The following is a 24,147-nucleotide window of genomic DNA, read 5'->3' on the forward strand; positions in this document are numbered from 1 at the left end:
GAACCCGCGGGGGTCAGACCGTGGACTCCTTGGCCCAGCGTTCCAGGCCGGAGGCGTCGATGGGCAGGGCGTCCGACAGGATGTCCACGCCGGACGGCGTCACCAGCAGGTCGTCCTCGATCCGCACCCCCACCCCGCGCAGCTCGGGCGGGACCGTGAGGTCGTGGGCGTGGAAGTACAGGCCGGGCTCGACGGTGAGCACCATCCCCGGCGCCATGGCGGCCCCGTGGTAGGCCTCCGGGCGGGACTGGGCGCAGTCGTGCACGTCCAGGCCCAGGTGGTGGCCGATGCCGCAGATCAGGTAGCGGCGGTGGTGCTGGCCGGTGTCCGACAGGGCCTCGTCCACCGAGACCGGCAGCAGTCCCCAGTCGTCCAGCCCGCGCGCGATGACCTCCATCGCCGCGTGGTGGAAGTCGGTGAAGCGCCGGCCGGGGCCGACCGCCGCCAGGCCCGCCCGGTGCGCCTTCTCCACCAGGTCGTGCACCTGCCGCTGGGCGGGGGAGAAGGCGCCGGAGGCGGGGAAGGTGCGGGTGATGTCGGCGGTGTAGTGGCTGCGGACCTCCACGCCCATGTCGAGCAGCAGCAGCTGGTCCGGCAGGACGGGTCCGTCGCAGCGCACCCAGTGCAGGGTGGGGGCGTGCGGGCCGCTGCCGACGATGGTGGCGTAGCCGGGGCCGTTGCCGTACGCCCTGGCGTAGCGGTCGAACGTGCCCTGCAGCCACCGCTCGCCCGCTCCCTCGATCGCCGCCGGGACCTCGGCCAGCACGGCCGCGAAGCCCTCGACCGTGCGGTCCACGGACTCGCGCAGCTGGCCGATCTCCCACTCGTCCTTGATCATGCGCAGCTCGGCCAGCACCCGGGGGAGTTCCTCCACCGGTTCGGACGCGTCCGTGAACTCCGACAGCGGCCGTACCGCGACCCCGAGCGCCGCCGACCACTCGGCGAGGGACGGGGACGGGCCCACCCACAGCTCCCCGTACGCCGCGTCGGCGAAGAAGCCGATGTCGCCGGGGCGGGCGGGCGGCGGCAGGTAGAGGGTGGCGGCGCCGTCCGCGATCACGGCGACGGCGTTCTCCACGGCGCAGCCGGTGAGCCAGTAGAAGTCGCTGTCGACGCGGAAGTCGTAGGCGGTGTCGTTGCTGCGTACCGGAGCCCGGCCCGCCTTCACCACCACGGTCCTGCCGGGCAGCGCGGCGGCCAGGCGCTCGCGGTGCGCGGCTGCCTCCTCGGCCGCCCCGGGCACGAGGTCGGGGGTACGGGCGGGGGCGTCCCAGCCCTGGGCGATGAACTCGCGGAACGCGGGGACCTCTGTCAGCTTGGGGGGTTTGCCGTCACTCACTGGTGATTCCTCCTCCTATGTCGCGCACCAGTCCGGTCAGGCGGGCGAAGACGCGCTCCTCGCCGATGCCGTCGTGCTCGTACTCGTTGGTGACCCAGGCCTGCGTGTTGCCCACCCTGGAGGCGGTGTCCAGTTGCAGCCCCGAGTCGACGTACATGTCGTCGAAGTAGACGGCCGCGGCCACCGGCACGTCGTTGGCCGCCAGGCGGTCCAGGTCGTACAGCGCCGGCCACTCGGCCCGCTCGGCGAGCAGGTCGACGGCGGCGCGGAAGGGGCGCAGCGCGCGGATCTCCGCGAACATCCACGGGTAGATCATCTCGCCGGTGAACAGCAGCGGCCGGGCGTCCTCGGCGAAGGCGGGGTGGTTGGCGCGCTCGCGCTGCGCCGCCCAGGCGGTCGCGCCGGGACCGGAGCCGTAGATGCTCTCCTGCAGCGCGGCGAACAGCGGGTTGTCGGCGTAGGAGGAGCGGGCCAGCACCTGGTGCAGGAACGTCTCCGGCAGTTCTGTGGATTCGTCGAGCAGCCAGTGCATGCGCTCGTACCCCGGCTTCATGCCGAAGTCGATCCCCAGCGACTGCAGCCGCCGCACGGTGAGCGTGTCGCCGTCGGGCAGCAGCACGTCGCCGTAGGCCAGCCGGTCCGCCAGCCGGGCCACCGTCTCGGCGTGGTGCGGGTAGCGGCGGTAGAACTCGGCGTTCTTGGCCGCGACCCGGGGATAGGTGCGCCGGTAGACCTCCGACGCGTCGGGGTCCACGGAGGGCAGCCCGCCCGCCACGTAGCAGGCGCTCAGCCCCTCGGGCGCCTGCGACAGGTACGTCAGCGTCAGGAAGCCGCCGTAGCTCTGCCCGAGCGTCGACCAGCGCCGTCCGCCGAAGACGGTCTTGCGCAGGTGCTCGGCGTCGGCCACGATCGAGTCCGCGCGGAAGCGGGCCAGGTAGTCGGCGCCCTCCTGCGGGTCGAGCGCGCTCATCACCCGCCCGTCGATCCGCGAGCTGCGGCCCGTGCCCCGCTGGTCGAGCAGGATCACCCGGTACTTCTCCAGCGCCTGGCCGAGCCAGCCCGACGTGCCGACCGGACGCGGCCCCTTGCCGCCGGGCCCGCCCTGCAGGTAGAGCAGGCACGGCAGGTCGTGGCCGTCCCGGGTGGGGTCCACGAGCTCCCTGGCGAAGACCCTGATCGTGGCCTCCGGGTCCGACCAGTCGAGCGGCACCTCCACGACGTGGTCGCGTACCCGCATCCCCGGGATCGTGTAGGTCGCGGTGATCACAGCTTCTCCCTCCTGCGGCGGTCCCACTCCGGGTTGATGCGCGGGATGGCCGCCAGCAGCGTACGCGTGTAATCATGCCGGGGCTCGCCGAAGACCTGTTCGGCGTCCCCCAGTTCGACGATCTGCCCCTTGCTCATCACCGCGACCCGCTGCGCGATCTGCCGGACGACGGCCAGGTCGTGGGCGATGAACACGTAGCTGAAGCCGCTCTCGCGCTGCAGCCGCCGCAGCAGCTCGATCACCTGCGCCTGCACCGACACGTCCAGCGCCGAGACGGCCTCGTCGCAGATCACGAGCTTGGGGTTGACGGCCAGCGCGCGGGCGATGCCGATGCGCTGCGCCTGCCCGCCGGAGAACTGCGCGGGGTAGCGGAGCGAGTGGTCGGGGTTCAGGCCGACCCGCTCCATCAGCTCCTTGGCGTGCGCCCGCCGCCCGCCGTCGGGCGCGATGCCCTGGTAGTCCAGCGGCGCCATCAGGATCCGCTCCACCGTGTGGCGGGGGTTGAGCGAGGAGAACGGGTCCTGGAAGACGACCTGGACGTTGGCGCGGAAGCGGGCCAGCGCGGCCCCCTTGGCGTGGGTGACGTCCTCGCCGTCGAACTCCAGCGTGCCCTCGCTCGGGTCCATCAGCTTGGCGATCATGCGGGCGGTCGTCGACTTGCCGCTGCCGGACTCGCCGACCACGGCCAGCGTCTCGCCGAGCCGCACCTCGAAGCTGACCTGGTCGACCGCCGTGAACTCGGCCTTGGCGCCCAGCGGGCCGCGCGAGACGAACCGCTTGGTCAGGTCCTTGGCCCGCAGCAGCGTCATGCCTTCACCTCGCCGTCTACTGGATCGTCGATACGCGGGATGCTCTCCAGCAGCATCCGGGTGTACTCGTGGCGCGGCTCGGCGAAGACCTGCTCGGCCGTGCCGTACTCGACCTGCTCGCCCTGCCGCATCACCAGCACGCGGGTCGCGATCGAGCTGATCACGGCCAGGTCGTGCGTGATGAACACCATGCCCATGCCGCGCTCCTGCCGCAGCCCGGCCAGCAGCTTCAGGATCTGCGCCTGCACGGTCACGTCCAGGGCCGTGGTCGGCTCGTCGGCGATCAGCAGCGCCGGCGAGCACACCAGGGCCATCGCGATCATGACGCGCTGCCGCTGCCCGCCGGAGAACTGGTGCGGGTAGTAGTCCACCCGCCGCTCCGGTTCCGGCAGGTCCACCTGCCGCAGCGCCTCGATCGCGACCTTCCGCGCCGCCGCGCGCGAGCCGCCGCGGTGGGCGCGGTACATCTCCTCGATCTGCAGGCCGACCGTGTAGTACGGGTTCAGGGACGACAGCGGATCCTGGAAGATCATCGACATCTGGTCGCCGCGCAGCCGCCGCAGCTCCCGGTCCGGGCGGCCGAGCAGCTCCGTGCCGTCCAGCCGGATGCTGCCGCTGGTCCTGGCGCCCTTGGGCAGCAGCCCCATGACCGCCAGGCTGGTCATGGACTTGCCGGATCCGGACTCGCCGACGATGCCGACGGTCTCGTCCCGTCCGACCGTGAAGGACACGCCCTTGACCACGTCCACCGGGCCGCGCGTGGTGGGGAAGGTGACGGTGAGGTCCTCCACGACAAGCAGGTCGCTCATTTGGCCGTGATCCTCACTCTCGGGTCCAGCCTCGTGTAGACGAGGTCGATCACCACGTTCCCGATCACCACGAAGAACGCCGCCAGCAGCGTCACGGCCATGATCACCGGCTGGTCGTTCTTGGTGATGGAGTCGGCGGCCATCTTGCCGACCCCGTTCAGCCCGAACACCGTCTCGGTGATCAGCGCGCCGCCCAGCAGCGCGGCGAAGTCCATGCCGAAGATCGTGGCGATGGGCGTCAACGCCGGGCGCAGGGCGTGCCTGCGCATGGTCAGCGCCGGGCTCAGGCCCTTGGACCGGGCCGTGCGCATGAAGTTCTCGGCGAGGGTGTCGATCACGTTCGCCCGGGTGAGCCGGCTGTAGAGGCAGGCGTAGCCGGTGGCCAGCACGATCCACGGCATCAGGTACGACTGGAACCACACCACCGGATCGTCGGCGAAGGCCACGGCCCGCGGGAACGGCAGCACCTGCAGCTGTACCACCAGCACGTACTGCAGCGCCAGCGCCAGCACGTAGTTGGGGACGCTGGAGCCGCCCAGCGCCAGCCCCATCGCCGTGCGGTCCCACCAGGTGCCCTCCTTGACCGCGCTGAGCAGGCCCGCCGCGATCCCGATGAGCAGCCACAGCACCGCGGCCCCGATCGCGACGGTGGCGCTGACCGGCAGCCGCTCGACCACCATGTCCCACACGGACTGGCCGGTCTGGAAGCTGTAGCCCAGGCACGGGGCGCCGCAGTGCACCAGGTTCGCGCCCTGGCCGTAGTCGCGCCCGGCGAAGATGCCGATGAGGAAGCCGAAGAACTGCTTCAGCAGCGGCTCGTCCAGCCCCAGCACGGCGTGGATCTGGTCGATGCGCTCCTGCGTGCACGTCTTGCCGCAGATCATCACCGCCGGGTCGGGCTGGAGCGTGAAGAAGATGATGAACGTGAACAGGCACACCAGGAAGAGGATCAGCACCACCCCGGCGAGCCGCCCGGCGATGTAACGCGCCATCATGAGGCCTCCCCGGCGTCGAAAGCGGCCCGCAGCCGGTCCCCGAGCACCGTCAGCGACAGCACGGTGAGGAACAGGAACCCGCCGGGGATCGCGAAGTACATGGGATCGACGGAGTACCAGGCGACCGAGCTCGAGATCATCTGCCCCCACGACGGCGTCGGCGGCGTGACGCCGACACCCAGGAACGACAGCCCCGCCTCGGTGCCGACGTAGCCGGGCACGGACAGGGTGGTCATCACGATCAGCGAGCTGCGCAGGTTCGGCAGGATCTCCTTGAACACCAGCGCGCCCGTGGAGGCGCCCGACGCCCGGGCGGCCTCCACGAACTCCCTGTTCACCAGCGTCATCGTCTGCCCGCGCACCACCCGCGCCAGGTACGGCCAGCCGAACACGCTGATCACCAGGACCAGCAGCACCGGCCGGTTCCCCTGCGGCAGCGACGACAGGATCGCGATCATGAAGATGAGCGCGGGGAAGGCCATGAGGAAGTCCATGACCCGGCAGATCACCTGGTCCACCCAGCCCTGGTAGAACCCGGCCAGCATGCCCAGCACCACGCCCAGCAGGGTCGTCAGCGCCGTGGCGGAGACCGCGATCAGCAGCGAGACGCGCGCGCCGTAGGCGATGCGGGCCAGGATGTCGCGGCCGTTCTGCGGCTCGACGCCGAGCAGGTGCTCGGCGCTGATGCCGCCGAGCGACCCGCGCGGCACCCCGCCCAGGTCGGTGTTGACGGCGGCGGTGTCGAAGTCGTTCGGGCCGTGGCCGGTGATCGCGCTGATCAGCGGCGCGCCGATCGCCATCAGCACGATCAGCGACAGGAACGCGGTGCTCAGCACCGCGCCCCTGTCACGCAGCAGCGCGCTCGTGACCCGTGCCCTCGACGTGCTCGGGGAGTAAGCGACGACGGCCATCTACTTCGTCGGCTTCGCCAGGCCGACGGAGATCAGGTCGATGCCGCCGGAGAAGGAGTTGGACTGGTAGGCGCCCGCGATGTTCGAGCCGACCAGGAGGATGAGCTTCTCGTAGGCCAGCGGGACGATCGGCGCCTCCTTCATGATCTGCTTGTCCAGCTCGCCGTAGGCCGCGTTGGCCGCCTGCACGTCCGTCATCGCGGCGATCTCGTCGATCCGCTGGTTGATGCCCTTGTCGTTGATCTGCGCGAGGTTGGCGTTGCCCTTGTCGGTGATGTTGCGGCCGTCGAACAGCGGGGGCAGGAACGTCGCGCCGGAGGCCCAGTCGGGGCACCAGCCGGTGACGGCGGCGTCGTGCTGCTGCGCCGGCGTGCCGATGACCTCGTAGTACGTCGAGGTGTCGATGTTGTTGATCTTGACGTCGATCTTCACCTGCTTGAGCGCGTCCTGGATCGCCACCGCCACCGCGGCCATCTTCGGGTCCGGCCGGGTGTCGAGCGTCAGCGTGAACCCGTTCGCCTGGCCGGCCTCGGCCAGCAGCTTCTTGGCCTCCTCGGGGTTGTACGGGTACGGGTCGTAGTCGACCCGGCCCGCGACCGTGGGCGGCTGGATCGAGGTGCCCTTGGCGGCCAGGGCGCCGCCGCCCATGCCCGCGACCACGGTGTCCTTGTTGATCGCCAGGTTGATCGCCTGGCGCACGCGCACGTCGTTCAGGGGCTTCTTGGTGGTGTTGAGGCCCATGTACGTGGTGCAGCCGTTGAGCCCGGCCAGCGTGCGCTGCTTGATCTGGGGCGCCTGCACCCGCGCCACGGTCGCCGCCTGGATCGACGGGCCGATGGCGTCGGTGTCGGTGCCCTGCTCGGCCAGCATGCGCTCGTCGATGGTGGCCGCGTCGAGGCCGAACGTCCACTCGAACGCGTCCGGCTTGGCCGCCCGGACGGTGTCGGTCTCACGCTTCCACTGCGGGTTGCGCTCCAGCTTCAGCGACACGCCGCGCTGGTAGCTCGCCACCTTGTACGGCCCGCTCGCGATCGGCTTGGTGTCGAAGGCCGCGCCCGCCCCCGTGCCCTTGGGGAAGGGGGTGAAGTTGGCCAGCGCCAGTGCGCTCGGGAAGTCGGCGTAGGGCTTCTTCAGGTGGAAGACGACCGTCTTGTCGTCGGGCGTCTCGATCGTCTTCAGGTCGCCGTCCAGGTACGGGCCCTTGTAGTCCTTGGGCGCGTCCAGCAGCAGCTTCCCGTACGGGGAGCCGATCCCGGCCTCCGGGTCGAACGTGCGCGAGAAGCCGAACTTCACGGACTCGCTGTTGATCGGCGAGCCGTCCTCGAAGAACAGGTTGTCCTTGAGCTTGAACGTCCACGTCTTGCCGCCGTCCGACGGTGTACCGGTGTCGGTGGCCAGGTCGGGCACGATCTTCGTGCCCTCGGCGCCCGGACCCGCGCCGAACATCGTCAGTCCCCGGTAGATGAGCCGGTAGAAGTTGTTCACTCCACCGTCGAAGCCGCGCACCGGGTCCAGATGGGAGAAGTCCGCCTTGTTCAGGATGTGCACGGTGCCGCCCGTCGCGGCCGGCGCGCCGGGCCCGCCCGAGGCGCCCGTGCCCGTGCCCGCGCCGGGGGCCGCCGCGCCGCCGCCCCCGCCACAGGCGCTGAGCGCCAGCACGGTGGTCATGGTGACGCTCGCGAGCGCCGCCGATCTCCTCATCATGATGCCTTCTTTCCGTTGGTCCAGGGGGTCCTGACCCAGACCCGCATGGCTTGGGGGCCGCGGTTGCCCCACAGGAAGTAGGGGACGAAGGTCGCCGCGACCCTCGTCTCCGAGAGCGCCTCGTGCAGAGGGAGCTCGGGGTAGAGCTCGGCGGTGGGCGGGGGAGCCGCGTCCGCCTCCACGCGCAGCACGACGGCCGCGTCGCGGCGCTCGGTGTGCGCGTTAACAACGTCGTGGGCGTCGACGAGCAGGTCGTCGACGGGGGCCTGCGGGCTGTCGTGCTGCTCGACGCAGTACACGAGCGGCCCCCGGGCCAGGCTGACCGCGCCCCGGGTGGCGTCCAGGTAGGGGTGCGAGCCGTGCGCCCGGACCGGCATGGGCAGGGTGAGGCGCACCTCGTCGCCCGGCGACCACGTGCGGTGCAGGGTGACCCAGCCGCCGGACTCCGGCGCGTCGCAGGGCTCGCCGTTGACGGTGACGGTCACGCTCCGGGCCCAGCCGGGGACGCGCAGCACCAGCCCGTACGGCCCGGCCGGCGCCCGCTCGACGGTGATGCGCACGTCGCCGTCCCACGGGTAGGCCGTCTCCATCGCCAGCTCCAGCTCGGCCGTCCGGATCGTGGCCTGCGTGTAGGCGGTGATCAGCACGGCGCCGTCCCGCTCGGCCGCCACGTAGTCGGCGAGCTGGGCCATCCACCGCACGATGTTGGGCGGGCAGCACGGGCAGGTGAACCAGGCGCGGCGCAGCGCCTCGCCGCCCGCCTCCGCGCCGCTGCGCTGCGCGTGGTCGGGGCGGCGCTGCAGCGGGTTGTCGTAGAAGAACGCCGTGCCGTCGGCCGACAGGCCCACGGCGTAGGCGTTGTAGAGCACGCGCTCGAACACGTCGAGGTACTTCGCGTCGCCGCCGGCCAGGAACATCCGCCACGCCCACTGCATGACGCCGATGGCCGCGCAGGTCTCGCTGTAGGCGCGCTCGGACGGCAGCTCGTACCGGTCGCCGATCGCCTCGTCGGAGTGGCGGCTGCCCAGGCCGCCGGTGACGTACAGCTTGGTCGCCACCATGTCGTCCCAGAGCCGCTCCAGCGCCTCGAACAGCGACCGGTCGCCGGTCTCCAGGAAGACGTCGGCCGCGCCCGCCGCCAGGTAGGCCATGCGCACCGCGTGGCCGGTCACCGACGGGAGCTCGCGGAGGGGCACGTGGTCCTGGAAGTACTCGCCGGGGAAGATGCGGTGCTCCATCTGCCCGGTGCCGCGGCGGTCGACGAACGCCGCCGCCAGCGTCAGGTAGCGGCGCTCACCCGTCTCCCTGTAGAGCTCGACCAGCGCCATCTCCACCTCGGGGTGGCCGCAGACGCCCGTCTCGTTGAATCGCTCCACTGCCAGGTCGGCGAAGCGCGTGGCCACGCGCAGCAGCCGGTCGTCGCCCATCCGCCGGTTCGCGGCGACGGCCGCCTGGATGAGGTGGCCCAGGTTGTACAGCTCGTGTCCCCAGGCCAGGTCCTCCCACGGCTTCTTTTCCGAAGAGGGGGACTGGAAGAAGGAGTTGAGGTAGCCGTCGCCCGCCTGGACCCGCTCCAGCAGGCCGACCACCTCGTCGAAGAACTCCCTGGCCGAGGCGTCTCCGTCGCCGAGCTCGTACGCCAGACCTTCGAGGGTCTTGTACAGGTCGGTGTCGAGGAACGGGTACCGGCCCCGGTAGGGGGCGGGGTCGTCCTCCAGGAGGCGGCTCAGGTTGGCGACGTTGCCCGCCGCGCGGAGCTGCTCGACGGTGTGGGGGATTGTGGCCCTGCGGTTGCGGCGCTGCCAGTCATGCAGCAGTCCGCCGGTGATACGTGCTCCGGACAGCGGCCGAACTGCTCCTGCGATGGTGCGTACGGCGCCGGCCAGGGGCCTGACCTGCTTGGACGTCATGAACCTTCCCAGTAATGTGTGGCATTGCACTGAACCTTAGGTGTCTGGGAGGTAAGTTGCCAAGGGTTAGGACCGGATGGAAAAAAGAACGTAACCCGTCCGGAAACCACCGGACGGGTCGGTCTGGCGCTCGGCTCCTATGCGCCGTACGGGGCGGGGCGCCAGGACGCCCAGTCGATGCGCACCCGGTCACGCCGCTGCGGGTCCACCTTGACCGGCACCACCGCGCCGGGCACGACCATGCCCATGGGCAGGCGCGGCAGCGACTGCCGGTGCGTGATCCGGTGCACCTGCCCGTCCTGCGTCCGCACGCCCAGGACGAAGCTGACGAGCGGCTGCCCGTTGATCGTCACGCCGGTGTCGGCCATCGACTCGATCACCGCCTGCGCGGCGATGCCGGTGGCCAGGAGCTGCCGGCCGGTCCAGGAGGCGATCAGGAACGGCAGCGCGACGCACGCCAGGACCAGGATCGCCACCCCTGTGATCACCATCGACATCCACAGTCCCGTGCCCATCGCTCTCCCCGCCCTCTCCTCGCCCGCCGCAGGCGTCTCCCGAGTTGTACGCGGGACGGATTGCACGCCACTTGATCGCCGATTACACGGGGGCGATTGAGTAGCCCGTACTCAGGCGTTCATCGCGCCGCCGGGGCTGTACTGGGTGCCCAGCGGAAAACCGGAGGCGACCATGCACGCGCACCACGACCAGGGCCACGACCAGGGCCATGACCGGGCCCATGACCGGGCCCAGCCCGAGACGTTCGACGTCCACGGAATGCTGCTCTTCGGCGACGAGCCGCTCTATTTCTCGCACCTGCCGATGTTCCACGTCCCGGCGCACCGCTTCCAGGTGCTCATGGAGGTCGGCTTCCGCGACGACGTGCGCGAGGCGGTGCGCAAGGTCGACGACCTGCGCACGTTCGTGCCGGACCCGTTCGACATCCTGGAGCTCGACCCCGACGGCGGGCCGGTGCGGACCTCGGTGCGGGGCACCGTCTTCCGCGGGCACTTCGAGCGCGGCGGTACCCCGATCGCCGAGGACGTCACGGCGCGCATCAAGCGCGTCCTCTTCTTCCGGCGGCTCGACCCGGCGGCGCGTCACGACGACGAGGCGCCGCTGAGCTACCTGTGCTTCGGCCGGGCGGGCGGGCTGCACCTCGCGCACGAGATCACCGCCCGCCCCGACTTCGACCAGGTCCTCGCCGTCCGCCTCGTCCCGGGGACCGTGCGCCACGAGCCCGGCGTCACCGGAGAGCCGCCCGCGGACTTCGAGCGTCCGGTGCCGGTGACGTTCGGCCGGGCGGACACGCCCCGGCGGCGGCTCGTGGTGGGCGACACGGCGGAGGGGGACTTCGACCTGGGCGTCTCCCGTACCGGGGAGCACGGTTTCCACGCCCAGGTGGAGGTGGTCGACGAGATCTACATGGAGACGGGGGACCTCAGCATGTGACGCGCCCGTCGAAGCGCCGCGGCCACTCCCACGTGAACGTGCTGCACGTGGAGCGCGGCTCCTTCGGCCGGCCCCGCCCGGCAGTAGATTGTGCCGGGTGAGACGCGTGTCCGTGGTGGGGAACTCCGGGTCGGGGAAGTCGACGCTGGCGGCCGCGCTGGCCGGGCGGCTGGGGGTGCCGTGGCTGGAGCTCGACTCCGTCTTCCACATGGCGGGGTGGACGCCGCGCCCGCCGGAGGAGTTCCGGGCCGAGGTCGACGCGTTCACGGCGGGCGACGGGTGGGTGGTCGACGGCAACTACTCCGCCGTACGCGACCTGGTGTGGTCGCGGGCCGACACCGTGGTCTGGATCGACCTGCCCAGGCCGGCGGTCATGCGCCAGCTCCTGGTCAGGACGCTGCGCCGGATGGCCACCGGCGCCGAGCTGTGGAACGGCAACAGGGAATCCTTCCGCTTCCTCCTCGACAAGGACGAGTCGATCATCCGGTGGGCCTGGACGAAGCACGCCGTCTACCGGGAGCGCTACCGGCGGGCCGCCGCCGATCCCGCCAACGCCCACCTCACCTTCGTCCGTGTGGCCTCCCGGGCCGATGCCGAGCGGTTCGGGGCGGGCTGACAAAAATTGAAATCTGTCAGTCCAATAGGCATACTGGCCGTATGAGAACTCTGGGAACCGGCGGACCTGTCGTGTCCGACCTCGGGCTGGGCTGCATGGGAATGTCCGACTTCTACGGGCCGGCCGACACGTCCGAGTCCATCGCCACCATCCACGCCGCCCTCGACGCCGGCATCACGCTGCTCGACACCGGCGACTTCTACGGCATGGGCCACAACGAGCTCCTCATCCGCCAGGCGCTCGACGGCCGCTCGCGCGACGACGTGCGGATCAGCGTGAAGTTCGGGGCGCAGCGCGACTACGAGGGCAACTGGCTCGGCTTCGACGGCCGGCCCGCGGCCGTCAAGAGCTCGCTCGCCTACACCCTGCGCCGGCTCGGCACCGACCACGTGGACGTCTACCGGATCGCGCGGGTCGACCCGGCCGTGCCGATCGAGGAGACCGTCGGCGCCATCGCCGAGGAGGTCGCCAAGGGGCGCGTGCGGCACGTCGGGCTGTCGGAGGCCGGGGCCGAGACCATCCGGCGGGCCCACGCCGTCCACCCGATCGCCGACGTGCAGCTCGAATACTCGCTGCTGTCCAGGGGCATCGAGCGGGACATCCTGCCGGCCTGCCGCGAGCTGGGCGTCGGCGTGACCGCGTACGGGGTGCTGTCCAGGGGGCTGCTCAGCGGCCACTGGTCCAAGGACCGCGAGGTGGTCGCCGGCGACTTCCGCGCGGCCAGCCCGCGCTTCTCCGGCGACAACCTGGCGCACAACCTCACGCTGGTGGAGGCGCTGCGGAGCCTCGCCGAGGCCAAGGGGGCCACGGTCGCGCAGCTGGCCATCGCCTGGGTGCTGGCCCAGGGCCAGGAGATCGTCCCGCTCGTCGGGGCGCGGCGGCGCGAGCGGCTGGCCGAGGCCCTGGGCGCCCTGGACGTGAGCCTGACCGCCGAGGATCTGGCGGCCGTCGAGGCGGCCGTCCCCGAGGGCGCCGCCGCCGGCTCGCGGTACGCCGAGGCGCAGATGTCCATGCTGGACAGCGAACGCTGACCGTCCGGTGCGGAAGGAAGGTCTCGATCGCGGGTCTTGTGGTGATGTGACGGCGCTAGGGTTGCGCGCGTGCATATCGACGAATGGTTGCAGGCGATCCCGGCCGGCTGGCTTTACGCCATGGTCGCGCTGGTGATCGGGTTCGAGAGCCTCGGCATCCCGCTGCCCGGCGAGATCGTCCTGGTCAGCGCCTCGATCCTGGCCTCCAAGGGCGTGGTGCACCCCTTCTGGGTCGGTGCGTGCGCGAGCGCCGGGGCCATCCTGGGGGATTCCGCGGGCTACGCGATCGGGCGCAGGGGCGGCGCGCCCCTGTTCGAGCGGCTCGGGCGGCGCTTCCCGAAGCACTTCGGGCCCCGGCACATCGCCAAGGCCGAGGGGTATTTCCAGCGCTTCGGGGTGTGGGCGGTCTTCGTCGGGCGGTTCATCGCGCTGCTGCGCATCCTGGCCGGGCCGCTGGCGGGGGCGCTGCGCATGCCGTACTGGAAGTTCGCCGTCGCCAACGTGCTCGGCGGGATCGTGTGGGCGGGCGGCACCACCACGGTGATCTTCTATCTCGGGCTCGTCGCCGAGAAGTGGCTGAAGGGCTTTTCGTGGGTGGGGCTCGTGGTGGCCGTGGTGTTCGGGATCTGCACCACGCTCTACCTGAAGCGGCGGGCCGCCTCAGCGCTCGATGAGAGTGACCTCGAGGGAGTAGTGCGAGGCCCGGTAGACGTGTGAGCCGTGCTCGACGGCCCGGCCCTGGTCGTCGTACGTGGTGCGGATCATGGTCAGCAGCGGCGCGCCGCGGCGCTCGTCCAGGAGCCTGGCCTCGGCCTGGGTGGCGGCCCGCGCGCCGATCCGCTGGTTGGCGACCCGCATCCGCACGCCCGCGGCGCGCAGCAGCTCGTACAGGCCGCGGCTCTCCAGGTCGGCGGCGGTGAGCTGGGCCAGGCCGAGCGGCAGCCAGTTGTGCAGCACCGCCAGGGGCTCCCCGGCCGCGAACCTCAGGCGCTCGAGATAGAGGATCTCCGCGCCCGCCTCCACGCCCAGGATCTGGGCGACCTCCTCCTCGACCGCGCGCGGCTCCAGCGCCAGCACCTGCGTGGCCGGCTCCTGGCCCGCCCTGCGCAGGTCGTCGTAGAGGCTTGTCAGCTCCACCGAGCGCTTGACCTGCCCGTGGACGACCTGGGTGCCGACGCCGCGCTTGCGCACCAGCAGGCCCTTGTCCACGAGATACTGGATGGCCTGGCGGATCGTGGGCCGCGACAGGCCCAGCTTGTCGGCCAGCAGGATCTCGTTGTCCAGCCGGGAGCCGGGCGCCAGGTCCCCTCGCCGGATGGCCTCGGCGATCTGCTCGGCCACCTGGAAGTAGAGCGGCACGGGACTGGATCGGTCCAGGTCGATGGCGAGATTCGCGGTCATGCTGATCAGCTTAACGCAGGTCAGAATGTCCTGACAAACAACCGGGCCGGGCGAAATGGGCATAGAGGGTCATGATGCCCTTTTCCCCTGCTTTGGGAGTGAAGATGGACGTGACGTACCTGCTGGACATCGCCACCGAGGCGGCCAGAGCCGTCGGGCCCCGGCTGCGCAAGGCCTTCAGGTCCCGGCCCGAGGTGTCCACCAAACGCGACTTCCACGACCCGGTGACCGAGCACGACCGCGCCGCCGAGGAGACGATCCGCGCGGTCATCGCCGCCCGCGTGCCGGAGAGCGTGATCGTCGGCGAGGAGGGCGGCACGACCGGCTCCGGCGACCTCGTCTGGTACATCGACCCCATCGACGGCACCGCCAACTTCGCCGCCGGGCTGCCGTTCTTCTGCGTGTCGATCGCCGTCGCCGCGCGCGGCGAGCTGGTCGCCGGCGTCGTGTACGACCCCGTACGCGAGGACGAGTTCGGCGCCTCCACCGAGGGGGCCTGGTGCAACGGCACGCCGTTGAGGAGCGCCGGAGCCACGAGAGACCGGGAGGCGATGCTGCTGTCGAGCTATCCGACGCCCGCGGACCTGGAGGCGGACGGAGAGGAGGCGCTGCGCCGCTACGGCCGGTTCCTGGAGTCCTTCTCGGCCGTGCGCAAGCCGGGCAGCGCCGCGCTCAAGCTCGCGCACGTCGCCGCTGGCTGGTCGGACGCCGCCTACGGCACCCGCGCCCACCCCTGGGACGTGGCCGCGGGGGCGCTGCTGGTGCGCCAGGCGGGCGGCGTCTACCTCGGCGACCCGCTGGCACAGGGGTCCTACCTGGCGCATGTGGGCGGCTTCGACCTGGACGGCTCGGTGCTGGCCGAGCTGGCGCCCCGGTGACGCCGCTAGCGAAGCAGCCGGGGGAGCTCGGTCAGTGAGGTGATGCGCGGGAAGCCGGCGGGTGGCGGCTCGACCCCGAGCCGGTCGAGCCAGACCGAGCGCATCCCGGTCGCCGCCGGCCCCGTCACGTCCTTGTCGACGTCGTCGCCCACCAGCAGCACCTGCTCCGGCGCCAGCCCGAGCGCCGCGGCGGCGCCGGTGTAGGAGGCGGGTGACGGCTTGAAGTGGCCGCCCAGCACCTCGCCCGTCAGCACCGGCCCGATCAGGTCGGCCAGCCCGATCGCGCGGACCTTCGCCTCCTGCATCTGCTGCGCCCCGTTCGTCAGGACCCCGAGCGCGAACCCGCCCAGCTCCGCCACCGCCCCCGCCGCGTCCGGGTAGGCGCTCCAGCCCTGCCGGTAGCGATCGCCGAAGTCGGCGTAGGCCGCGTCGAGGTCGCCGGGCACCGGCACGGCCAGCTCCCGGCAGAGCGAGGTCAGGCGGCGGTGCCGCTGCTCCTGATGGGTGCACTCGCCCGCGTGCCACATCGTCAGATACCGCACCTCCAGGACCTCCCAGAGCGCGGCCGCCTCGTCCAGGCGCGGGTGGCCGGGGAAGCGCGCCGTCATCCATGCCGTGATCGCGGCGTCGGCGGCGCTGCGGTGGTCGAGCAGGGTGCCGTCCAGGTCGAACAGGACACCTTTCACGCCCGGCATGGGTCTGGCGGTCACGGCGTGGCTCCGGCTCCGGTGGTGGGTGCGGTCACGAGAGGGCCGCGGCGGCGATGCGGGCGGCCGTCTCCCGTGGAGGGTATCCGAGGGTGAGGCCGCGGACCGACAGCGGCGCCCGGGCGAAGCGGGCTTCGCCGTTCTCGCTGAGGATGTAGCGCAGCGCGGGGGAGTGGCCGCCGTGCGCCTCCAGCGCCGCCACCTCCGGCTCGGCCAGGTCGGGCGGCAGCGCGCCGCGGTAGTCGGCGATCAGCGCGTCCAGGTCGAACAGCTGCGCGTAGCGCTCGGCCGTGCCCGCCACGACCCTGATCAGCCCGCCGACCGGCTCGGCGTGGTAGACGAGGCCGGTGCCGCCGCTCTTGGCGAACCAGCGCAGCGCCTCGGCCGCGGGCAGCGTGAACGCCCCGTACGGCTTGCGCCCGTACAGCAGGGCGTCGGCGATCCACCGGTCGCACCACAGCTCGTCGTGGTACGGCGAGGGGGAGCCCGGGTCGACGGCCAGCCCCTGGGCCAGCACCGGGTTCCAGGCCGAGACCAGCGGGCTGCTGAACCGCGGCATGCGCGGCCCGCTCCAGTGGCTGAGCGCGTAGCCGTACCAGATGGTGACGACCTCGACCTGCCGGTCGGGAAGGGGCCGTTCGTAGGTGCCGTTCATGATCTGGCCGCCGTCGGGGTGCCGCCAGGGGCCTGGGACGATGCCTGCGGCTGCGGGGGCCGGAGGGGTCCGGTAGTCGGGATGCAGTGTCCACGCGTCCGCCACAGTCCCTGCCCCCTCGGGTGCCAGACCACCTGAGTGGCCATCGTGCAACAGGTGTAATCGAGTTGCAATAGAGCAGAGCCGAACGCTGATTTTTGTCATCGGCGGCCGTGACGTACGTATTCGGTCAGTGCTGTTGCCGGTAGTCCCCGGCCCGGCGCACGTGGTCGATCATGATGCGTTCCGCGGCCTCGGCGTCGCCGGACTCCAGCGCGGCCAGGATGCCCTCGTGCGCGTCGAGCTGGGCCCGCACCTGGGCCTCGTCCAGCCACAGCGACGCGTCGGCGGGCACCGGGACGCTGTTGCGCACCGATCTGGCGTGCGCGCCGAGGAAGGCCGGTCCGCCGATGTCCACGATGCGCAGGTGGAATCGAACGCTCTGCTCCCCGAGCCGGTCGTGCCTGCCGTGCGCGGCGTCCTCGGCCATCGAGGCGTGCAGCTCGCGCAGCCCGGCCAGTTCCTCCGGGGTGATCCGGCCCGCCGCCAGGCGCGCGCCCAGGCCCTCGACCACCGCGCGCAGGCCGTAGTACTCGGCCAGGGCATCGTCGCCCAGGTCCACGACGGTCGCGCCGTGATGCGCCTCGTAGCTGATCAGCCGGTCCTTCTCCAGCCTGCGCAGCGCCTCGCGCACGGGGGTGACCGACACGCCCAGCCGGCGGGCCACCTCCCCGGCCCGCAGCGCCGTGCCGCCCGGGATCCGCGCGGTGCGGATCTCGTCGAGCAGCACGCTGTAGACGTACTCGGCCTTGCTCATCGGCGGCCGCGGCTCAGTAGGCGACATGTCACCATTTTCCGTAGATTGACCTATGACATATTTCTTATAAGTTACATACCTATGACGAGCCTCGCAGACCTTCGGGTCATCGACGCGGCGACCCTGTTCGCCGGTCCCTCCGCCGCGATGATGCTGGGCGACTTCGGCGCCGACGTGATCAAGATCGAGCACCCCCGGCGCGGCGACCCGTCGCGCGGGCACGGCGCGTCCGTGGACGGCGTGGGCCTGTGGTGGAAGACGCTCGCGCGCAACAAGCGCACGGCGGCCGTGGACCTGTCGCACCCCGACGGCCAGGGGATCCTGCGCCGCCTGGCCGAGCGGTCCGACGTGCTGATCGAGAACTTCCGCCCCGGCACCCTCGAACGCTGGAACCTCGCCCCCGAAGACCTGCTCGAGCTCAACCCGCGGCTGATCGTGGCGCGGATGACCGGGTTCGGGCAGTTCGGGCCGATGGCCAGGCAGCCGGGGTTCGGGACGCTGGCCGAGGCGATGAGCGGGTTCGCGGCCATGACCGGGCAGCCCGACGGGCCGCCCACGCTGCCGCCGCTGGCGCTCGCCGACGGCATCGCGGGCCTGGCCATGTCGTACGCGATCATGGTGGCCCTGCGCGCCAGGGAGCAGAGCGGGCGGGGGCAGGTCATCGACCTGGCGATCATCGAGCCGATCCTGGGCATCCTGGGGCCGCAGATGACCGCGTACAAGGCGCTGGGCGTCGTGCCGCGCCGCACCGGCAACCGGTCCAGCAGCAACGCGCCGCGCAACACGTACCGGACCCGTGACGGGCGGTGGCTGGCCATCTCCACCAGCGCCCAGCCCGTCGCCGAGCGGGTGATCGCCCTGGTGGGGCGGCCCGACCTGGTGGAGCAGCCGTGGTTCGCCAGCGGCAGCGGGCGCGTGCAGCACGTGGACGAGCTGGACGAGGCCGTCGCGTCGTGGATCGCCGAGCGGGACGCCGACGAGGTCATCGCCCGCTTCGAGGAGGCGCAGGCCGCGATCGCGCCCATCTACGACGTCTCCGACATCGCCGAGGACCCGCAGTACGCGGCGCTGGAGACGTTCGTGGAGGTGCCGGACGAGGAGCTCGGCAAGGTCACCCTGCAGAACGTGCTGTTCCGCCTGTCGGACACGCCCGGAGAGATCCGCTGGCCGGGACGGCGGCTCGGGCGCGACACCGACGAGGTGCTCGCGGAGCTCGACTACACCGGCGAGGCGATCGCCGCCCTGCGCGAAGAGGGCGTGATCGCGTGATCGTCACCTGGCTGTACGTGCCCGGCGACCGGCCCGAGCGCTTCGACAAGGCCGTCGCCTCCGGGGCGGACGTCGTCATCATCGACCTCGAGGACGCGGTCGTGCCCGCCCGCAAGGACGAGGCCCGCGCCAACGCCGTCGCCTACCTGCGCGCCCGCCGCGGCGCCGAGGGGGAGGCGCGGGTGCACGTGCGGGTCAACGACCTGGCCACCGGGCGGGGGCTGGCCGACCTCGAGGCCGTCGGGGAGCTCGCCGACGCCGTGCGGCTGCCCAAGGTCGAGTCCGTGGCCGTGCTCGACGCGGTCACCGGCGCTCCGGCGTACGCGCTGCTGGAGTCGGCGGCCGGGATCGTCGCGGCGCGCGAGATCGCGGCGCACCCGAAGGTCGCCGGCGTGGCGCTCGGCGAGCAGGACCTGTCCGCCGAGCTGGCCATCACCGACGAGCGGGCCATGCACCACCTGCGGCTCCAGGTGGTGCTCGCCGCGGCGGCGGCCGGCCTGCCGCCGGTGCCCATGGCCGTCTACCCGAACGTCAAGGACGAGGCCGGCCTGCTGGCCTCCTGCCTGGCGGGCCGCGGGCTCGGCATGTTCGGCAGGACCGCCATCCACCCCCGCCAGATCCCGGTGATCAGGCGGGCGTTCCGCCCCTCGGAGGAGGAGGCGGCCAGGGCCGCGGAGATCGTCGAGGCGGCCGAGCAGGCCGAGCGCGCGGGCCTCGGCGCGGTCGCGCTACCCGACGGCCGCTTCGTGGACGCCCCCATCGTCGCCCGCGCCCGCCGTACCGTGGCGCTGGCGAGCCGCCTGACAGACCAGGAGGGTTAGGACGGGTACCAGCGCGTCGACAGCTCCTCGTCCACGGGGGGAGGGCCCGGCAGCTCCCGGTGCGCCGGCGGCATCCGCAGCGAGTCCATCACGAGCGCCAGGTAGCGGTGGCGCAACTGCGCGGTGCGCTCCTCGTCGCCGAGCTTGATCGAGGCCAGCTGCTCGAACAGCAGCGCGATGTCCGCCGTGGTCACGTCCGGCCGCAGCACGCCGGCCTCCACCGCGCGGCGGTGCGCCTCGACGGCCAGGGACGAGGCCCGGAACGCGGCGCGGCCCAGCTCCTCGGTCGGCGTGAACGTGCCCGCCAGCTTGATCGTCAGGGAGTTGGTGTCGGCGTCCACGATGCCGCGCATGTACGCGGCGAACGCCTCCCACGGATCGCCTTCCTGGGCCAGCGACCGCTCGGTCACCTCGCTGTAGAGCTGGAGACCGTCGCCGCACAGCTTCTGCAGCAGCGCCTCCTTGCTGGGGTAACGGCGGTAGAGCGCGCTGATCCCGACGCCCGCCTTCTCGGCCACGGCCGCGATGGGGGCGCCGGGGTCGGCGGTGAAGACCGCCCGGGCCGCCTGCAGGATCAACTCGTCGTTGCGGGCGGCCTGCGCCTTGCGGCCGCTCATGGGTGCGCTCGTCATACCCGCCAGTATATCGGAACGTACGATTCCGTTCTAGTGTGAACAAGTCCGCATGTCTATACATAGAAATGATATTGAGGTAGAACCAGGGCGAGCCCGTTGGTCTTGGAGGTGTCCTATGAGACGTACCCCGATCGTGCTGGCCCTGCTGGGCGCGCTCGCCGTGAGCGGCTGCTCCTCCTCGGGAGGGCAGAGCGCGCAGAGCGCTTCCGCCGCGAGCTCCGCCGCAGCCCCGGCCGCCGCGAGCGCCAGCTTCGCCGTCATCACCCACGCAGGCGCCGGCGACTCCTTCTGGGACGTGGTCAAGAACGGCGCCGAGGCCGCGGGCAAACAGTACGGAGTGAAGGTCACCTACCAGGGTGACGGCGACCCCGCCAAACAGTCGCAGCTCATCGACCAGGCCGTCTCCGAGAAGGTGGACGGCATCGTGGTCTCCATGGCCAACCCCGACGCGCTCAAGGAGGCCATCGGCAAGGCCGTCGCGGCGAAGATCCCGGTGGTCACCATCAACTCGGGCGCCGACTCCTCCAAGGCGTTCGGCGCGATCACGCACGTCGGGCAGTCGGAGGACGTGGCCGGGCGCGGCGCGGGCGAGCAGCTCAAGGCCGCCGGCGTCACCAAGCTGCTGTGCGTCATCCACGAGGCCGGCAACGTCGGCCTCGACCAGCGCTGCAAGGGCGCCGAGCAGACGCTGGGCGGCACGGTCGAGCGGCTGCAGGTCGACGTGGGCAACCTGGCCGACGTCACCTCCAAGGTCACCGCCAAGCTCCAGTCGGACAAGCAGGTCAACGGCGTGCTCGCGCTCAACCCGGCCGTCGCGATCGCCGCCAGGGACGCCATCAAGGACTCGGGCTCGCCGGCCAAGCTGGCCACGTTCGACCTGTCGGGCGACGTGGTGAGCGCGATCAAGGACGGGGAGATCCTGTTCGCCGTGGACCAGCAGCAGTACCTGCAGGGCTACCTGCCGATCACGTTCCTCAACCTGTACAAGAACAACCTCAACACCGTCGGCGGCGGCCTGCCCGTCAACACCGGGCCGGGCTTCGTGACCAAGGACAACGCCGAGCAGGTGGCCAAGCTGGCCGAGGCGGGCACGCGATGACCCTGGCGGCCGACGAGCGGGTCGCCGACGTCGGTCTGGCCCGCCGGCTGCTGATCCGGCCCGAGCTGGGCGCGGTGGTCGGGCTGGTGGTGGTGTTCGTGTTCTTCGCCTCCCAGTCGCCGGTGTTCCGGTCCCTGGACGGCATCGCGAACTGGCTCGACCCGGCCGCCACGCTCGGCATCATGGCCGTCGCGGTCGCGCTGCTCATGATCGGCGGCGAGTTCGACCTGTCGGCCGGCGTGCTGACCGGCACGAGCGGGCTGATCCTGGTCACGCTGGCCACCCGCTACGGGTTCAGCGTGTGGGCGGCGATGCTCGTCGGGCTGGTCGTGGCGCTGGCCATCGGGCTGGCCAACGGCCTGGTCGTCACCAGGACCAGGCTGCCCAGCTTCATCGTCACGCTGGGCACGTTCCTCATGCTGCAGGGCCTCAACCTCGGCGTCACCAAGGCCATCACCGGGACGGTGCAGGTCAGCGGCCTGCGCCGGGCCCCCGGCTTCGAGGCCGCGAACGCGATCCTCGCCGGGACGATCCAGATCGGCGGGACCTCGTTCCGGGTGGCGATCCTGTGGTGGATCCTGGTGACCGCCGTGGCCACCTGGGTGCTCATGCGTTCCAAGGCCGGAAACTGGATCTTCGCGGTGGGCGGCAACGAGCAGGCCGCCCGCGCGGTCGGCGTGGCCGCCGCCCGTACGAAGATCGCCCTGTTCATGACGACGGCGTTCGCCGCCTGGCTGGTCGGCACGATCCTCGCGCTGCGCTACACCTCCGTGCAGGCCAACATCGGCATCGGGCAGGAGTTCATCTACATCATCGCCGCCGTCATCGGTGGCTGCCTGCTCACCGGCGGGTACGGCTCCGCGATCGGGGCCGCCATCGGCGCGGTCATCTTCGGCATGGCCGACAAGGGCATCGTGTTCCTGGGCTGGAACGCCGACTGGTTCAAGTTCTTCCTGGGAGCGATGCTGCTGCTGGCGACGCTGGCCAACCGCCTGGTCAGGCGGTACGCCGAGGAGGTGAAGCATTGATTCTGGAGACCCGGGGCATCGGCAAGACGTTCGGGTCGGTGCTGGCGCTGCGCGAGGTGTCGATGGGCGTGCGGGCCGGCGAGGTGACCTGCGTGCTCGGCGACAACGGCGCCGGCAAGTCCACGCTCATCAAGATCCTCGCCGGGGTGCACCAGCACGACGCCGGCTCGTTGCTGGTGGACGGCCAGGAGGTGCGCTTCGCCAGCCCCCGCGACGCGCTCGACCGCGGCATCGCGACCGTCTACCAGGACCTGGCGATGATCCCGCTCATGTCGGTCTGGCGGAACTTCTTCCTCGGCTCGGAGCCGAAGAAGGGCCTGGCCTTCGACGTGGCCAAGGCCAGGAAGGTCGCCCGCGAGGAGCTGCGGGCCATGGGCATCGACATCCGCGACGTGGACCAGCCGGTCGGCACGCTGTCCGGCGGCGAGCGGCAGTCGGTGGCCATCGCCAGGGCCGTCTACTTCGGCGCCCGCGTCCTCATCCTCGACGAGCCCACCTCCGCGCTGGGGGTCAAGCAGGCCGGGGTGGTGCTGCGGTACATCGCCAGGGCCCGCGACCGGGGGCTCGGCGTGGTCTTCATCACCCACAACCCCCACCACGCCTACCCGGTCGGCGACCGGTTCCTGCTGCTCAACCGGGGCGCCGGCGTGGGCGAGTACGGCAAGGCCGACATCACCACGCAGGAGCTGACCGCGCTCATGGCGGGCGGGGCGGAGCTGGAGGAGCTGGCGCACGAGCTGCAACGGGAGTGACCATTTTGGGGGGAATTTGACGATTTTGGGCGGTGGTCTGGAGATGCGAATAGGCACAAATCCCTCGGCGTGACATTCACCGGGGGGTCATCGTGACCACAATGATCAAGCGGGTCGTCCTGGAGCCGGCGGCGCAGGAGTTCGCGGACGCCACCGCCCGGCGCCCGTTCATCTACGAGCTGCCGCCCGAGGACGGTCGCGAGGCGCTGGAGCGGCTCCAGTCTGACCCGAACGTGCCCAGGCCGGAGATCGACGAGGAGTGGATCCAGGTCCAGGGCGGCCCGACCGGCCTGGTGCCGGTCCGGATCGTCAGGCCCAAGGGCGCCACGGGGACCATGCCGGTCATCTTCTACATCCACGGCGCGGGCTGGGTGTTCGGCTCCGCCCACACCCACGACCGGCTGGTGCGGGAGCTGTCCGTGCGCTGCGGCGCCGCCGTCGTCTTCCCGGAGTACGACCGCGCTCCCGAGGCGAAGTACCCCACGCAGATCCAGCAGAACTACGTCGCGGCCCGCTGGGTGTCGGAGCACGGCAAGGAGAAGGACCTGGACCCGGCGCGGATGGCGGTGTGCGGGGACTCGGTCGGCGGCAACATGGCGACCGTGCTGGCCATGATGGCCAGGAAGCTCAACTTCGTGCAGCTGCGCGGGCAGTGCCTGTTCTACCCGGTCACGGACGCGAGCTTCGACACCGAGTCCTACCGGCAGTTCGCCTCCGGCTACTACCTCAACCGCGACGGCATGAAGTGGTTCTGGGACCAGTACACCCCCGAGTCCTCCCAGCGGGGCGAGAGTCACGCCTCGCCGCTGCGGGCCCGGTCGGAGGAGCTGCGCGGCCTGCCGCCCGCGCTGATCATCACGGGCGAGGCGGACGTGCTGCGCGACGAGGGCGAGCTGTACGCGGCGCGGCTGCGCGAGCTGGGCAACGACGTGACGGCGGTGCGGATGGCCGGCATCGTGCACGACTTCGTCATGCTCGACAAGCTGCGCGACACGAACGCCTGCAAGGCGGCCATGACCCTGGCCACGACCATGCTGCGGCGGTGGATCGAGTCTTGATCTACGCGCCCGCGGCGGTTCCCCCGGGGCCCTTATTACGCCGCCCGCCCCTGACGCAGGGCGGGCCGCACAGATCGTGCGGCCCGCCAGTGCGGCATGCACAGGGCCGCCGGACGAGGGCGGCCTTATGGTGCGGCCATATTCAGCG

At 71.4% G+C, this 24,147-nt stretch carries 25 protein-coding genes; 11 read left to right on the forward strand and 14 right to left on the reverse strand.

Annotation, left to right across the window (positions count from 1 at the left end; genetic code table 11):
- Positions 1–13: 13 nt before the first annotated feature.
- The 9 genes from ACWEPL_RS33845 to ACWEPL_RS33885 all read right to left on the reverse strand — a co-directional run bounded on the left by ACWEPL_RS33845 (position 14) and on the right by ACWEPL_RS33885 (position 10,259).
- Positions 14–1,339: an aminopeptidase P family protein gene (locus tag ACWEPL_RS33845; RefSeq protein ID WP_452438594.1), complete on the reverse strand. Its 1,326-nt coding sequence runs from the start codon at positions 1,337–1,339 to the stop codon at positions 14–16.
- Positions 1,332–2,606 (reverse strand): alpha/beta fold hydrolase, encoded by a 1,275-nt coding sequence (locus tag ACWEPL_RS33850; RefSeq protein ID WP_355200890.1) that lies wholly within the window; start codon positions 2,604–2,606, stop codon positions 1,332–1,334. The genes ACWEPL_RS33845 and ACWEPL_RS33850 overlap by 8 nt, the downstream gene beginning before the upstream one ends.
- Positions 2,603–3,415: an ATP-binding cassette domain-containing protein gene (locus ACWEPL_RS33855; protein ID WP_350731928.1), complete on the reverse strand. Its 813-nt coding sequence runs from the start codon at positions 3,413–3,415 to the stop codon at positions 2,603–2,605. Before ACWEPL_RS33855 ends, ACWEPL_RS33850 begins: the two co-directional genes overlap by 4 nt.
- Complete coding sequence (locus ACWEPL_RS33860) at positions 3,412–4,224, reverse strand: ABC transporter ATP-binding protein (protein WP_363969688.1); 813 nt, start codon at positions 4,222–4,224, stop codon at positions 3,412–3,414. Before ACWEPL_RS33860 ends, ACWEPL_RS33855 begins: the two co-directional genes overlap by 4 nt.
- On the reverse strand, positions 4,221–5,219 hold the full coding sequence (locus tag ACWEPL_RS33865; RefSeq protein WP_363969686.1) for an ABC transporter permease: 999 nt from the start codon (positions 5,217–5,219) through the stop codon (positions 4,221–4,223). Before ACWEPL_RS33865 ends, ACWEPL_RS33860 begins: the two co-directional genes overlap by 4 nt.
- The gene (locus ACWEPL_RS33870) at positions 5,216–6,130 is read right to left on the reverse strand and encodes an ABC transporter permease (RefSeq protein ID WP_363969684.1); all 915 of its coding nucleotides are present in this window, start codon (positions 6,128–6,130) and stop codon (positions 5,216–5,218) included. The genes ACWEPL_RS33865 and ACWEPL_RS33870 overlap by 4 nt, the downstream gene beginning before the upstream one ends.
- Complete coding sequence (locus ACWEPL_RS33875) at positions 6,131–7,834, reverse strand: ABC transporter substrate-binding protein (protein ID WP_452438595.1); 1,704 nt, start codon at positions 7,832–7,834, stop codon at positions 6,131–6,133.
- Complete coding sequence (locus tag ACWEPL_RS33880; protein ID WP_452438596.1) at positions 7,831–9,744, reverse strand: glycoside hydrolase family 127 protein; 1,914 nt, start codon at positions 9,742–9,744, stop codon at positions 7,831–7,833. The genes ACWEPL_RS33875 and ACWEPL_RS33880 overlap by 4 nt, the downstream gene beginning before the upstream one ends.
- A 137-nt stretch (positions 9,745–9,881) precedes the next feature.
- Positions 9,882–10,259 carry a hypothetical protein gene (locus tag ACWEPL_RS33885; RefSeq protein WP_452438597.1) on the reverse strand — a complete coding sequence of 126 codons (378 nt, stop codon included), beginning with the start codon at positions 10,257–10,259 and terminating at the stop codon, positions 9,882–9,884.
- A gap of 172 nt (positions 10,260–10,431) precedes the next feature.
- Here ACWEPL_RS33885 and ACWEPL_RS33890 point away from each other — a divergent pair, with 172 nt between their 5' ends.
- From ACWEPL_RS33890 to ACWEPL_RS33905, 4 genes are all read left to right on the forward strand, one after another.
- Positions 10,432–11,193: a hypothetical protein gene (locus tag ACWEPL_RS33890; protein ID WP_452438598.1), complete on the forward strand. Its 762-nt coding sequence runs from the start codon at positions 10,432–10,434 to the stop codon at positions 11,191–11,193.
- A gap of 97 nt (positions 11,194–11,290) precedes the next feature.
- The gene (locus ACWEPL_RS33895) at positions 11,291–11,809 is read left to right on the forward strand and encodes a hypothetical protein (protein ID WP_452438599.1); all 519 of its coding nucleotides are present in this window, start codon (positions 11,291–11,293) and stop codon (positions 11,807–11,809) included.
- Positions 11,810–11,850: 41 nt separating this feature from the next.
- Positions 11,851–12,840 (forward strand): aldo/keto reductase, encoded by a 990-nt coding sequence (locus tag ACWEPL_RS33900; RefSeq protein WP_363969672.1) that lies wholly within the window; start codon positions 11,851–11,853, stop codon positions 12,838–12,840.
- A 69-nt stretch (positions 12,841–12,909) separates the two neighbouring features.
- Positions 12,910–13,557, forward strand: coding sequence for a DedA family protein (locus tag ACWEPL_RS33905; RefSeq protein ID WP_350731945.1), 648 nt, complete (start codon positions 12,910–12,912; stop codon positions 13,555–13,557).
- On the opposite strand, the gene ACWEPL_RS33910 is transcribed toward ACWEPL_RS33905, so the two are convergent.
- Positions 13,501–14,241, reverse strand: a complete 741-nt coding sequence (locus ACWEPL_RS33910) for a GntR family transcriptional regulator (protein ID WP_452438600.1) — start codon at positions 14,239–14,241, stop codon at positions 13,501–13,503. The genes ACWEPL_RS33905 and ACWEPL_RS33910 overlap by 57 nt on opposite strands.
- A gap of 104 nt (positions 14,242–14,345) precedes the next feature.
- Here ACWEPL_RS33910 and ACWEPL_RS33915 point away from each other — a divergent pair, with 104 nt between their 5' ends.
- On the forward strand, positions 14,346–15,119 hold the full coding sequence (locus ACWEPL_RS33915) for an inositol monophosphatase family protein (protein WP_350731948.1): 774 nt from the start codon (positions 14,346–14,348) through the stop codon (positions 15,117–15,119).
- A gap of 5 nt (positions 15,120–15,124) precedes the next feature.
- Here ACWEPL_RS33915 and ACWEPL_RS33920 read toward each other — a convergent pair whose 3' ends face one another.
- The 3 genes from ACWEPL_RS33920 to ACWEPL_RS33930 form a co-directional block, all read right to left on the reverse strand.
- Positions 15,125–15,829, reverse strand: a complete 705-nt coding sequence (locus ACWEPL_RS33920; RefSeq protein ID WP_452438601.1) for an HAD family hydrolase — start codon at positions 15,827–15,829, stop codon at positions 15,125–15,127.
- A gap of 31 nt (positions 15,830–15,860) precedes the next feature.
- Complete coding sequence (locus ACWEPL_RS33925; RefSeq protein WP_452438602.1) at positions 15,861–16,586, reverse strand: hypothetical protein; 726 nt, start codon at positions 16,584–16,586, stop codon at positions 15,861–15,863.
- A 124-nt stretch (positions 16,587–16,710) separates the two neighbouring features.
- Positions 16,711–17,364: a GntR family transcriptional regulator gene (locus ACWEPL_RS33930; RefSeq protein ID WP_452438603.1), complete on the reverse strand. Its 654-nt coding sequence runs from the start codon at positions 17,362–17,364 to the stop codon at positions 16,711–16,713.
- Positions 17,365–17,418: 54 nt separating this feature from the next.
- Here ACWEPL_RS33930 and ACWEPL_RS33935 point away from each other — a divergent pair, with 54 nt between their 5' ends.
- Both ACWEPL_RS33935 and ACWEPL_RS33940 read left to right on the forward strand, forming a co-directional pair.
- On the forward strand, positions 17,419–18,606 hold the full coding sequence (locus ACWEPL_RS33935; protein ID WP_363969660.1) for a CaiB/BaiF CoA transferase family protein: 1,188 nt from the start codon (positions 17,419–17,421) through the stop codon (positions 18,604–18,606).
- Entirely contained in the window at positions 18,603–19,427 is an 825-nt protein-coding gene (locus ACWEPL_RS33940) for an HpcH/HpaI aldolase/citrate lyase family protein (RefSeq protein ID WP_452438604.1), read from the forward strand. The genes ACWEPL_RS33935 and ACWEPL_RS33940 overlap by 4 nt, the downstream gene beginning before the upstream one ends.
- On the opposite strand, the gene ACWEPL_RS33945 is transcribed toward ACWEPL_RS33940, so the two are convergent.
- Positions 19,424–20,059, reverse strand: a complete 636-nt coding sequence (locus tag ACWEPL_RS33945; RefSeq protein ID WP_452438605.1) for a TetR/AcrR family transcriptional regulator — start codon at positions 20,057–20,059, stop codon at positions 19,424–19,426. The genes ACWEPL_RS33940 and ACWEPL_RS33945 overlap by 4 nt on opposite strands.
- Positions 20,060–20,177: 118 nt before the next feature.
- Between ACWEPL_RS33945 and ACWEPL_RS33950 the strand changes: the two genes are divergently transcribed.
- The 4 genes from ACWEPL_RS33950 to ACWEPL_RS33965 all read left to right on the forward strand — a co-directional run bounded on the left by ACWEPL_RS33950 (position 20,178) and on the right by ACWEPL_RS33965 (position 23,999).
- Positions 20,178–21,161, forward strand: a complete 984-nt coding sequence (locus ACWEPL_RS33950; protein WP_363969654.1) for a sugar ABC transporter substrate-binding protein — start codon at positions 20,178–20,180, stop codon at positions 21,159–21,161.
- Positions 21,158–22,189 carry an ABC transporter permease gene (locus ACWEPL_RS33955; RefSeq protein WP_350731959.1) on the forward strand — a complete coding sequence of 344 codons (1,032 nt, stop codon included), beginning with the start codon at positions 21,158–21,160 and terminating at the stop codon, positions 22,187–22,189. Before ACWEPL_RS33950 ends, ACWEPL_RS33955 begins: the two co-directional genes overlap by 4 nt.
- The gene (locus ACWEPL_RS33960) at positions 22,186–22,941 is read left to right on the forward strand and encodes an ATP-binding cassette domain-containing protein (RefSeq protein ID WP_363969651.1); all 756 of its coding nucleotides are present in this window, start codon (positions 22,186–22,188) and stop codon (positions 22,939–22,941) included. The genes ACWEPL_RS33955 and ACWEPL_RS33960 overlap by 4 nt, the downstream gene beginning before the upstream one ends.
- 101 nt (positions 22,942–23,042) lie before the next feature.
- Positions 23,043–23,999 carry an alpha/beta hydrolase gene (locus tag ACWEPL_RS33965; protein ID WP_363970126.1) on the forward strand — a complete coding sequence of 319 codons (957 nt, stop codon included), beginning with the start codon at positions 23,043–23,045 and terminating at the stop codon, positions 23,997–23,999.
- The last annotated feature ends 148 nt before the right edge of the window (positions 24,000–24,147 follow it).

The sequence above is a fragment of the Nonomuraea sp. NPDC004186 genome (genome assembly GCF_053603495.1).